The 12,422-nt window shown below is 31.2% G+C and carries 12 protein-coding genes; 5 read left to right on the top strand and 7 right to left on the bottom strand.

Annotated elements, in window-relative coordinates; genetic code table 11:
- Positions 1–612 (top strand): DNA-3-methyladenine glycosylase, encoded by a 612-nt coding sequence (locus tag MHZ36_RS02715; RefSeq protein WP_239229471.1) that lies wholly within the window; start codon positions 1–3, stop codon positions 610–612.
- Between the two features lie 205 nt (positions 613–817).
- Here the strand turns inward: MHZ36_RS02715 and fni are convergent, their stop codons facing one another.
- Positions 818–1,861 (bottom strand): type 2 isopentenyl-diphosphate Delta-isomerase, encoded by a 1,044-nt coding sequence (fni, locus tag MHZ36_RS02710; protein ID WP_239229470.1) that lies wholly within the window; start codon positions 1,859–1,861, stop codon positions 818–820.
- Between the two features lie 74 nt (positions 1,862–1,935).
- Entirely contained in the window at positions 1,936–2,880 is a 945-nt protein-coding gene (gene corA, locus MHZ36_RS02705) for a magnesium/cobalt transporter CorA (protein ID WP_239229469.1), read from the bottom strand.
- Between the two features lie 123 nt (positions 2,881–3,003).
- Here corA and MHZ36_RS02700 point away from each other — a divergent pair, with 123 nt between their 5' ends.
- The gene (locus tag MHZ36_RS02700) at positions 3,004–3,471 is read left to right on the top strand and encodes a thioesterase family protein (protein ID WP_239229468.1); all 468 of its coding nucleotides are present in this window, start codon (positions 3,004–3,006) and stop codon (positions 3,469–3,471) included.
- A 13-nt stretch (positions 3,472–3,484) separates the two neighbouring features.
- Positions 3,485–3,886, top strand: coding sequence for a hypothetical protein (locus tag MHZ36_RS02695; protein WP_239229467.1), 402 nt, complete (start codon positions 3,485–3,487; stop codon positions 3,884–3,886).
- A 139-nt stretch (positions 3,887–4,025) separates the two neighbouring features.
- On the opposite strand, the gene MHZ36_RS02690 is transcribed toward MHZ36_RS02695, so the two are convergent.
- Entirely contained in the window at positions 4,026–4,925 is a 900-nt protein-coding gene (locus MHZ36_RS02690; RefSeq protein ID WP_239229465.1) for an alpha/beta hydrolase fold domain-containing protein, read from the bottom strand.
- A 276-nt stretch (positions 4,926–5,201) separates the two neighbouring features.
- Between MHZ36_RS02690 and MHZ36_RS02685 the strand changes: the two genes are divergently transcribed.
- On the top strand, positions 5,202–5,837 hold the full coding sequence (locus MHZ36_RS02685) for a hypothetical protein (protein WP_239229463.1): 636 nt from the start codon (positions 5,202–5,204) through the stop codon (positions 5,835–5,837).
- 54 nt (positions 5,838–5,891) lie between these two features.
- Here the strand turns inward: MHZ36_RS02685 and MHZ36_RS02680 are convergent, their stop codons facing one another.
- Positions 5,892–7,790 carry a DHA2 family efflux MFS transporter permease subunit gene (locus MHZ36_RS02680; RefSeq protein WP_239229461.1) on the bottom strand — a complete coding sequence of 633 codons (1,899 nt, stop codon included), beginning with the start codon at positions 7,788–7,790 and terminating at the stop codon, positions 5,892–5,894.
- Positions 7,791–7,803: 13 nt separating this feature from the next.
- The gene (locus MHZ36_RS02675; RefSeq protein WP_239229460.1) at positions 7,804–8,451 is read right to left on the bottom strand and encodes an HlyD family secretion protein; all 648 of its coding nucleotides are present in this window, start codon (positions 8,449–8,451) and stop codon (positions 7,804–7,806) included.
- Between the two features lie 130 nt (positions 8,452–8,581).
- Here MHZ36_RS02675 and MHZ36_RS02670 point away from each other — a divergent pair, with 130 nt between their 5' ends.
- Positions 8,582–9,130, top strand: a complete 549-nt coding sequence (locus MHZ36_RS02670) for a TetR/AcrR family transcriptional regulator (protein ID WP_239229459.1) — start codon at positions 8,582–8,584, stop codon at positions 9,128–9,130.
- Positions 9,131–9,356: 226 nt separating this feature from the next.
- On the opposite strand, the gene MHZ36_RS02665 is transcribed toward MHZ36_RS02670, so the two are convergent.
- Both MHZ36_RS02665 and MHZ36_RS02660 read right to left on the bottom strand, forming a co-directional pair.
- Positions 9,357–10,568: a putative multidrug effflux MFS transporter TcaB gene (locus MHZ36_RS02665; RefSeq protein ID WP_239229458.1), complete on the bottom strand. Its 1,212-nt coding sequence runs from the start codon at positions 10,566–10,568 to the stop codon at positions 9,357–9,359.
- A gap of 225 nt (positions 10,569–10,793) precedes the next feature.
- Entirely contained in the window at positions 10,794–12,185 is a 1,392-nt protein-coding gene (locus MHZ36_RS02660) for a TcaA second domain-containing protein (RefSeq protein ID WP_481867120.1), read from the bottom strand.
- Positions 12,186–12,422 lie beyond the last annotated feature (237 nt).

Raw genomic sequence — 12,422 nt, 5'->3', positions numbered from 1 at the left:
ATGGATTTTTTACATAGAGATACCGTCACAATCGCAAAAGATTTATTAGGTGTACGTATTATTTATCACGATGACAATCAATTATTCACAGGATATATAGTTGAAACAGAAGCTTATGTCGGAACTAAAGATCAAGCAGCACATGGATACAAAGGCAAAAGGACACCTAAAGTAGAATCATTATATAAAAACGGTGGTACAATATATGCACATGTCATGCATACACATTTATTAATAAACTTTGTTACACAAAAAGATGGCGTTCCTGAAGGTGTATTAATCAGAGCCATAGAGCCTGAAGAAGGCATCGAAACAATGGCGCGTCACCGAGGTAAATCTGGTTTTGAATTGACTAATGGTCCTGGTAAATGGACAAAAGCATTCAATATTCCACGATTTTTAGACGGCTCAAAATTGAATGAAGGCCGTCTATCTATTGATACTAAAAATCGGAAGTATCCAGTACAAATAGAAGCAAGTCCTCGTATTGGTATACCAAATAAAGGGGAATGGACGAGTAAACCCTTAAGATATACTGTTCAAGGGAATCCTTATGTTTCTAGAATGAAAAAATCTGAGATGAAAAATCCTGATTCAACGTGGCGCATGTAGTAAAATTTAAAACTTAGCTAGACTTTATTTTTTAAGCCGTTGGCTTGAAACATTCAAATTTTTTCAATCTGTATCATTATTTTAATTAATAACAGCTAAAATAAAAAAGCCTTGGGTACAAGGCTTTTTTATTTATTAGTCATCCTTAGATAAAGTGTTCTTTTTCGTACAACAAGCATTCTAATACACTTAAAAACTATATTGATTATTTAATATCTAAGTTTCTTTGTTCAATCCAAGATTGAAGCCTTGGTCCATAGACAATTTGTGCATGTCTCAAATCTTCTATAGACTTTGCATTTAGCATTGTCATTATTTTTTTCATGTGATTAGTAAACTGCTCTGCGTAATCTAACGTTGCAGTTATACCATTGTTTTCAACTTGATTTAAAAACGGACGTGACATACCTACTGCATTTGCTCCAAGTGCTAAACACTTCACTGCATCTAATGGCGTTCTTACACCGCCACTTGCAAAGAAATTCATATCCTGTTGGAAAGATGAGGATTCTAATAATGATTCAACTGTAGTTTGTCCCCATTGACCAAGGTAGTCCATGTCTTTATATTCACGACGTTCATTTTCGATATCAACAAAATTCGTTCCGCCTCTACCACTAACATCGATATAACGGACGCCTATTTCATTTAAACTTTTAATCATTTCTTTACTCATGCCAAAACCAACTTCTTTAACAATAACCGGAACATTGACACGTTTTACAATTAGGGCTAAATTATCCATCCATGTCGAAAATACTCTGTTCCCTTCTGGCATGACTAATTCTTGTGGTGAATTTACATGTACTTGTAATGCTTGGGCATCCAATAACTTCACTGCTTCTTCTGCCTTATCAACTGGCACATCTGCGCCGACATTACTAAATATCATACCTTCTGGATTAGCCTCTCTAACCACGCTAAATGATGAGCTCATCTTAGCATTTCTTAATGCTGCATGTGTTGATCCCACAGCCATAGCCATTCCTGTTTCTCTTGCTATAATCGCCAATTTTTCATTGATGTTTTTTGTCCATTCACTACCACCTGTCATCGCATTGATATAGATAGGTTGTTGTAAAGTGAAATCTGCTAATTCACTTTCTAAGCTAACATCCGCAACATCTATATTAGGTATTGAATGATGGACGAATCTCATTTCATCAAAATCTGAAATTGTAGCATCTTGTTGTGCCATCGCTATTTCAACATGCTCATTTTTTCGTTGTTCTCTTTTAAAATCGCTCATTATTTTACTCCTACTCTTAATCCTTATTATAAGTTATCTATTACAGGGCACTTCATTCAACTTATGATCCCAAATTAAAACCATTTTTTTCTTTTAAAATATATAATGCAAGCTATGCTTATCAACAACATTAAGCTAAGTACAATATAATAACCATAATGCCATTTGAGTTCTGGCATATTTGTAAAATTCATCCCATATATACCGGTTACTAATGTTAAAGGTAAAAATATAACAGATACTAAAGTCAATACTTGCATTACACTATTCATCTTATATGAAGTGTAGGATGAATAATTATCTCTTATCTCATTAGTCATTTCTTGTGTGAGTTTCAATATATTTTCTTGTTTAATCAAATGATCATCTATATGTTGAATATACATATGATTTTTATTATCTACAAGTAAAATGGGGCTTTCTTTCAAATCATCCACAAGCTCACGCATCGGATAAATAACACGCTTTATTTTAATAATTTGAGATCGAATTTTATAGATTATATCCATCACTGCTTTATTTGCACTTTCATCCACTTGTTGATCTTCAAAAGTGTATATCTTTTCTTCTATTTCTGTTATTGGTTCGAAATAACTATCTACGATTTTATCTAAAATATGTAACACTAAATCTGATACATCTAAATCTGACACAAAGTGGTCTGTTATCAATTGCTCAACATCAGTTAAAATCGGAAAGTATTTATGATGGTACGTTATTAACATATTATCTTTAATAAATAAGTTAAGCGCCTTAACTGTATAATTGTAATCTATATTGTGAAATACTAAGTACTGATAGGTTTCGTACACTTTGTACTTAGCACGCGGTGTACCATTAACTGTATCATCAATTTCTAGTTTATTAAAGTTAAAATGGGACTCAAGCACTTCGTTTTCCGATGTAGTAGGTTCATTAAAATCACACCAAACGATTGTTGCCTCTTCCGGCACGTCTTCAATTTGATTTACTTGCTTGAGTTTTTGATTAGTAGTTTGATATTTAATAGTAATACTCATATCATCACACCCCAAAGTATTTTCTTTATTTTATCATGAAATACAATACGTGTAAGTTAATATTAAATTTAGTAAACTAATATTAACTATTTCGTAATCAGTTCATATTTGAGGAGTTTTAAAATGAATATACCTTTTACATTTAAATCAACTGTTTCGGTAGAAATGATTGATCATAACGGTCATGTTCACGATGCCAATTATAATATTGTTTTTAGCGAGGCCATCAACCAATTTAATTATCAATATGGTTTACCATTGGAGATGCGTGCTCAATTAGGGTACACATTATTTACAGTCGAAGAACATACTAGCTATTTATCAGAATTACATGAAGGAGAAGCATTCAATATTGCAATTTATATATATAATTACGATGCTAAAAGAATTCACTTCTTTTCTATTATGACAAATTCCAAGGGCACAACGGTAGCGACCAATGAAGCCCTGATGATAGGTATAGATAAACACACAAAGAAAACGGCACCTTTCCCTGATAACTACGCTAATCAAATCAAATACATTTATCAACGGCAACCAAATATTACCTGGCCTAAACAATTAGGACATCGAATAGACATTCCAAACTAAGGAGGCAACATGTATGACTCAATCTTTACATGAAAAAGTACAGATTCAAATATACGATTTACTCGACACTACAAAATTTGAATTAAGTGAGCTCAACCAAAATAAATCTCTTGTCATCAATGGACCTGACACAAAATTAATTCAACGCGGCTTTGATATAAGTTATTACCAAGGGCAAAAGAAGGCAATAGATGCAATTGATACACTCTTAAAATCATATAATGATACGCAATCATTTATGGAGCATTATAAAACATACGCAATAAATTACACTAACGAATTTCAATCAATTGTTTCAGAATTTGACGCCTTAACTGAACCACAAGATGAATTCGAACAATTGATTGCTAATTATTATCAACTTAAAGGACAAATACATGTTATCAATACAATTAATACTACAGTGAATCAATAAAACATTTCTAATTGCACAGTCATATTAAATATATATTGTTTCCTAAATTTAAAATTATTATACAAATCGTCAGATATACTTCCTATAATAATAGCCCTAAAATGAAATTGATCCTTTCATTTTAGGGCTTATTTTATACTTACTGATTAATTGTATTAACAATTTGTTTTACGACTTTATGAGATTCTCTAATTGGTAGCAACGGAAATGCATTTACCATTCTTTTATATTCATAAAAATGAATTGGTCGTGATGCATCTTCTAAAATATGAGCAAATCTAGCCATATCAGGCAAGTAAATTTCTCGTGATCCTCCAAACATGTAGATAGGTGGTAAATGGTTTAGATTACCATTTATTGGTGAAACACGTTTATCTTGAAGTGTTTCATCTCCGCTCCACTCTGTTAATATGCGTCTTACACCCTGTTTATCAACGATTACATCTTTACTTGCTAATTCTTCTGTAATTGCTTCATTGCTAAGTGTCGCATCTAATAATGGTGAAAATAAATACAATTTATTTGGAAGCGGACGACCTTCTGCTTCAAGTTGTTGGACAAAACTTAAAGCTAACGATCCACCTGTACCGTCTCCCATTATTACAATGTCTTCATGATTACTTTCTGTCAATAATTGTTCATACACCTGCCGTATCGCTTTAAATGTATCATCAATATGATATTCAGGGGCTTTAGGATATATAGGTAACACAACTTCATTTAGAGTGCTCAAAGTGAGTTTATCCATAAAGCGCCAATGAAAGGCTGAGGGTTGAAAAACATTATAACCACCATGAATATATAAAATTTTCTTTTTATGACTATGTCTAAATCTAAATCTAAATAATTGAATATCACCTAAATACTGTTTATCTAAATCAGATTTTACATTTAAAGTTTCAGGCTGCTTATGTTTTTTTTGATTTTGATTCTTTCTATTTTCTAAAAATCGTTGGTATTCTTCATCATTTTCAAAAATGATTGAACGAAATGGTAGTAAATATTTATTAATAAATTTCGTTGTTATTCCTGATTTCATATTTAATCAATCCAATCTCAGTTTATTACTCGTTCCAATGAATTTTTTTATATTATTTGGAATATCAAATAAATGTTGTGGTAAAATTAATTCAATGACATTTAATTCTAGCCATACTATAGTGTGAATAAGCAATTAATATTATGCCTAAACGAATTAATATTTTAAATATACTATCCAAAATTTCAAAATATATTAATCAATCACATTATAACAAAACTAACATAAAAATCACAAAATAGTAGTAAGCTATTCTACTGAGAAAGGAGCAAACTCATGACAGAAAAAAAACGTCAATTCGAAGATTTTGAACATACTTTAACGAGTGAACCTATGCATAGAGGTTCTCACTACGGTAGAAAAAAGAAATCATGGATTAATATCGTCATACAAGTCATTGTCTTTATATTAGTCGCTATTACCGGTTATAGTATGTTTAAAGAACCGATACTCAACTTAACCTTCGTAAACGAACCAATTACTTTCCATCAAATTACAAACTTGCAAGATACTGTTAATCAAATGGGTAATTTGAATATTAATATTGAAAATATTGATAATTTACAAACACATATTGATAGTTTGATTCTAGTGTTTTATGTATTCTTTATTGCTTGTATTTTAAGTTTAATCTTAACATGCTTCACATTGATATTTAATCGCACTGCATTAAAAATTGTGAACTTATTTATATTGGCAGTAATGTTTGTAATTACTTTTGGCTTTTCATTTTTAATAGAAAATATTGCGAAAAGTATCTCTGATTCCATGAGTCAACATTATATTAGTCTGAGTCCTGAGCAAATTCTGACTGAAGCTGATGCTATTCACAATGCATTTATCTTACTAACATGTAGTCTTGCATTATTATTAATTAGCCTTTTCTTTAGAAATCGAAAAGCAAAAATTTAATATAACAAAAAACAGGAAGCACTCAAAAATTGAGTCTTCCTGTTTTTTTATTACTTAGTCTTCATTAGACATGTAATGTGATTTACCTTTTAAGAATAAACTTAAGATAAAGGCTAATGCACTTAATCCAGTTGCTATTAAGAAGGCACTATTAACACCATTAATTGATGCTAATTTTTGTACAAATTGTAACACACTTTGTGTCGCCATTTGTTCTCCACCTAATGATTGAGCCATTTCTTGAAGGCGATCTTTGATAAATGGATTTGTTTTATCTAATGCTTCACTATATGAAGCGATATGTTGTGTCGTTTGTGTTGACATTACTGTTACTAATAACGCTGTCCCGATTGAACCTGCTAATTGACGTAACGTATTAGTTAATGCGTTACCATGCGCAATCAAGCGTTGTGGTAATGAGTTCATACCTGCTGTCATAATAGGCATCATGATAAAACTCATACCAAATGATCGAACGATATAAATTAACATTAAATGACCATAAGTCGTGTTCATGTTTAATTTTGTTAACTCCCATGTAGCATAGGTCATTATTGCTGTACCTACTAAGGCTAATGGTTTAATACCTATAGAATCTAATAGTCTACCAGCTATAGGTCCCATAACACCCATAATCAATGCACCTGGTAGTAATAATAGTCCTGATTGAACTGGGCTAAACCCACGTAAGTTTTGTAAATATAAAGGTAGTAAAATCATACCACCAAATAAACTCATTGTAACAATCATGTTAATCACAGTCGTAAGCGTGAAACCAGAATATTTTAATACTGACATATCTAACATAGGTACACGCATCGTTACTTCACGAATTACAAAGGCAGCAATAAACACAACGCCTGCAATTAAGGAAATAACAACTACTGGTGAACTCCATGAATTATTACCCGCTTCACTGAATCCGTATAATAATGCGCCAAATCCAATAGTACTAAAAATAATACCTGGAACGTCTGCTTTTGGATTTGTAGTAACTTGGTACACTCTAAACCAAATATAAGCGATTGCGAGTGAAACAAGTCCAATGATAAACATACCATAGAACATAACATTCCAATGATAGTTTTCTACGATATAACCTGATAATGTAGGTCCAATAGCTGGAGCTAAAATCATCGCTATACCTAACATACCCATTGCTGCCCCACGTCTTTCAGGTGGGAAAATAGTCATGAATACGTTAGTTCCTAATGGCATTAACACACCGGCACCAATGGCTTGTAATACTCGTCCAACCATCATCATTGTAAATGAGCCAGACAGTCCACAAACTAATGAACCTATTGTGAAAAGTGCCATGGACACTAAGAATAATTTTCTATAAGAATACTTATTAAATAAAAACGCACTTATAGGAATTAATATACCATTTACTAACATAAACCCTGTCATTAACCACTGCCCTGTGTTAGCAGAAATATTAAAATCAGTATTGATTTTAGGTAATGCAACATTTAGTAGTGTTTGGTTTAAGATCGCAATAAACATACCAAATATCATTGCGACTAATACTTTACCTTGAGAAGTTCCTTTACCAAACATAAATGAACTGTGTTTTTGTTTTAACTGTTCATTTACTTTAGCTTCTTCTGAGTTCGGATTAATACTCTCATGATCAGCATCTTCTGTCGTTTGTGTATTGTCTTCAGTTGACTCCGTTGATTTAACCGGTTGTGCTTCAACTTCATCTTGTACATCCGCTTCATCACGTTGATTTGACGTAGATGAAGTTATACTTGATTTGCTCGCATCTTGGTCGTCATTCACTTTAAATTTAGATTGATAACTTTCATTTGAAGCATGTTTACTATGCTTTGGTTGTTCCATTTGTCGTTTTGATTTTCTTTTACTCTTTTTAACTACGAGTAAATTAATCAGTCCAACAAGAATGAGCGCTATGACTACGTAAATAATAATGAAGGCCATTGTCATTTATAGACCCCCCTTAGTTTTTATGAATTTTGACTTCAGCGTTCATTCCTGGAACAACATTTTTAGATGGTTTTGAATCTAGTGCAATTTTCACTGGTACTACTTGTGATACTTTTGTATAGTTACCATCACTGTTTGATGAAGGCATTAATGAGAAGCTAGAAGCTGTTGCTTTACCTACTTCTTCAACTTTACCTTTAAGTTTAGCATCTTCACCATCAAGTTTTACATCAACATCTTTACCTTCTTCAACATCTGCAATATCTTTTTCATCAACATTTGCAGTAATGTAAGAATCATCTAAATTATAAGCATATGCTATTGGAGATCCTGCTTGTACCATTGAACCTTCTACAGCATCCGTTTTTACGATTGTACCATTTTGAGGCATTTTGATAGTCATTGTTTGTGCTTGACCATCGTCACCTTTTACTGCGATTTTAGCGACTTTGTCACCTTTATCTACTTTATCGTCATTTTTTACGTCAAAAGATTTAATCTCACCAGAAGCTGGGGCAGAAACTTTAATTTGTTCGCCATCAACTTTGGCATTATCTGTACTTACATAACTTGTAGCTTGATTATAAAAATGGAAACCTACTACTCCTAAAATTACAAGAACTACAATGGTAATGACATTTATTAATACCATTTTCTTCATTACTCTTTCCTCCTATTTGCTTTTAAAATTCACTTTATATATTATAGAGTCATGTAAATTAAAAAAACACCAACAGTTAATTCAAATGTGTTGGGTAAGCATTACTTTGTTCTTTTTAGAGGGAGGAAAAATGAAAAGAAACGCCAAATATAAAATAATAAAAAATATGATTATCCTCTTAGAAGAGCAACCTTTTGAAAGCATTACCATCAAGATGATATGTGCATATAGTGGTATCAATCGTACTACTTTTTATGATTATTTCTTAGATAAATATGATTTAATGTCTACAATACAAACCTATCATTTAGATAAATATTCAAAACTATTAGATGCTTTTTATGATAGTTTTAAAAATGTAGAAATTGACCACTTTAAGCTATATAAATTTTTTAAAGTCATCCTTACTTATATAAAGAGACATTATGGATTTTTTCATGCCATATTAGTAACACATCCAAACAGAGATTTATTCTCCGACTATGTTCATAAGACAAAAGAAACATATACACAATTGCTTGATAATTACACGAATGTATTAAATAAAAAGCAATTTGTAATTTATGCAGTTGGTGGTCAAATTGGTATCATATATTACTGGATTAGAGAAGGATGTACAGAATCCCCAGATGAACTTGCACAAATCTTGTTAGCAAATGCTATTAAACTAAGACGATAACATAACTATCCAACAATACTTTTAAACATTTTAAATGTGAACTGTAAATTCTAATATTTTGATAAGTATTTTAAAAAACAAGAAAGACTAAAAATATTAAACTGAACTTATAAACTATCGAAACTTAGCTTATTATAAAATATTAGTAAAAGCCCTTAATGAATTTCTCGAATTCATTAAGGGCTTTTATAATAAGTAAGATATCTATTATTCATTTTCTACTAAATTAATTTAGTTGTTTAGTTTTAAAAACAAAATAATTAGCTATTTGAAGTATGATGAGTAATATACCAGCTATAATGATTATACTTACATAAGGTATAAAATTCTTTTCACCTAATAAACCTACTAATGGTGAAACAATACCTCCTAATAATGATTGGACTAAACCTAATAAGCTAGAGGCACTACCATTTCCTCCTGTACGTTCTTCCATAGCAATTGAAAATCCTAAAGTAGCTACACCTGTTACAGGTGCGACGAGAATAATAAATCCTATAAATAATAACCAAATACTTAAATATGCTGTCAACGTAATCGTTACCCACAATACGCCGATTAACTGTACGATTGTTAACAAGCGCAACAATGTAAGTCGATCAATGTAATCTACTAATTTACCTGTAGCCTGACTTGAAATAATCAAACTGATACCAACACTAGCAAACATGCAACTAAATTGAAGCGCCGATAAACCATAAATTTTTTGTGTGAGAAAAGGAGAAGCTGATATGTAACTAAATAACATAATAAAAGTAACACCCTGTATCAACATAGGTAATACAAAGCGTGGTGTAACTAGTAAATCTTTGAAATTCTTAAAAATGCTTAACAAATGAGGACTGTCTCTATGTTCTACTGGCAAAGATTCAGTCACTTTAAATAGTGAGCCTGCAAGCATTAATAAGCCAAATACTGTCAATATCACAAACACCATGCGCCACGTCGTAAATGACAGTATGACACCACCTAGTGCAGGTGCAATAACAGGTGCAACACCATTAACTAACATGAGTAATGCTAAAAATTTTGTAAGTTGTTTCCCACTATATAAATCACTGGAAATTGCTCTTGAAATAACTGCAGCAGCACCACCACAAAAACCTTGAACAAACCTTAAACTCACCATGATCCATATATTATCGACAAAGATAATACCGATACTCGCTATCGTAAATAAAAGCATTGCTATTGCTAAAGGCATCTTTCTGCCTACCCCATCAGAAATAGGACCGATAAACAAATTTCCTAATGCCAAACCAATCATAAAGAATGAAAGTGTAAGTTGTGCATTAGATGTCGTCGTATCGAAATCTGACTGAATTTGGGGCAATCCTGGTAAAAACATATCAATAGATAATGCCCCGATTGCAGTCAAAGCACCAAGTATAATTATAAACAATTTCGATTGTTTTTGAGTTACTTCTGATTTATTCATCTAAACGCTCCTATCATTAAACTTAGGCTATAATAAAAACTATCGCCGTTATATATAATTCTCAATTTATTTTACTAATATTAATATTTTTGGATAACATTGACTGATTGCTATTAATTATATCTGTTGGAAGGTACTTTTTAAATACCTTAATATCATTATTGCGTACTCTTTATAAAAATAAAAATTGACGACACAGTAGAACTGTATCGTCAACGTATATATTTATGATTCTGTATAATCAACGACTTTCAAATCATCAGCATCTTTACTACCCTCTAACTTGTAGTTTACTTTGCCATATTCACCATCAGTCTTTAAAGTTTGGCCAGTTACATAAAATGTTTTTCCGATACGTACAATATCTGTAATCTGTGGTTGTTGAATATATAAAGCATTTTGAGCTGATATGTCTTTTTTCGTTTCTTTATAGTTAACCGAGTTTTTCTTCAAATAATCTGAAATGACACTAAAATCATTTTGACTACTCGCACTATTTAAAGCTGTTGTGTATTTACCGAAAAAATTAACAACCTTATTTTTAAAACTGCTTTCTTCTTTTTCTTTCTTCTCAACATACTTTTCTATTTCATCTTTATCAAAATTCAATGAAACATGAGTATTATCACGTAAGTTATCTGTTTTAACTGTAGTTGCAGAAGATTTAAATGTTTTCTTTTTCGCTTGTCCTTCTGCTGAAATTGTTACTTCTTGTGTTTTTGGATATGGTCCATATGATTTATCTTTTTTGTATTTAAGTGTCTTATCATTGATTTTCACTTTAACAGTATTTTTATCTATGTTACTCGCACCATTTAAATCAACTTGGATATAAGCTTCATTGAAATCTTCTGAAACATCGATTGTTTCATTATTACTGTCATTAAAATTGAATTTCAATTGACCACTAAATTGACCATTTTCCATCTCTTTCTTAGCATCAAGTACATAATCACCAGGAATAAATTTGCCAAGTGAAGTTGTTTTATTTTTATCTGCAACAACTGTTTTTTGTTTATCTTCTGATTTAAATTTATAAGTTGTATCATCTTTAGGCTTTACAATTGCTTCTTTAGTCGGTGCCGTAAAACTCATATTATCAAATAAGAAATAGCGACGCCCATTTTTACTAATTCTCAATACTTTTTCGCCATTTTTTGCTGTAACAAATCCCGCTTCTTTAGTTGAACTCTTATTTAAATTAGTGATTTTATTATTAACATCTGTAACAAATTTTTTCATGCCAACTTCTTTTTTTATATATTTAATGTAAGCGGTAGCTTCATTTTCATCAACACTATTATTTTGGGAACTTAATAATGTAGAAAGTTTCTGTGTGTCATTATTATCTATTGCATTGATTAATATTTCGGATTGCGCTTCAGGAGAATTGTAATTCCTTACTAAAAAGAAAATAATAATTAATAAAACAATGATAAAAAATGCAATTCCCAAGGGTATGATTTTTCTTATATTTAAGTTTGATGTTGAATTACTTTCTTTAGTTGCTCTTGTCATTGTTTTTTCTTGTTCTTGCCTTTCAATTCGATGGCCACAATGACGACATTTTCTTTGTCCATCTCTCATGTTTCCCCCACACTCAGGACATTTTTGCATTTTATCACCTCTGTAATCCTGAAATTTTCGCACTATCTTGTTATTTTAACATAACATGCATTGAAACTATATTATTCTATGTATTGATACTGATAGTTTATTTAACCTATTTAAGTAAACATTTTTAATTATCCCATTATATTATAAGTTTATCGCTATTAAAATGAAATACATATTTAGTCTAATATCGAAACATTAATAGCAAAAACGATTGTTTCTATGCTATGGACTAGAAGC

It is taken from the genome of Staphylococcus sp. ACRSN (assembly GCF_022346615.1).
Taxonomy (GTDB): Bacteria; Bacillota; Bacilli; order Staphylococcales; family Staphylococcaceae; genus Staphylococcus.
Note: the sequence above shows the minus strand (reverse complement) of the source record. Positions and strands in the feature narration are given on the sequence as shown.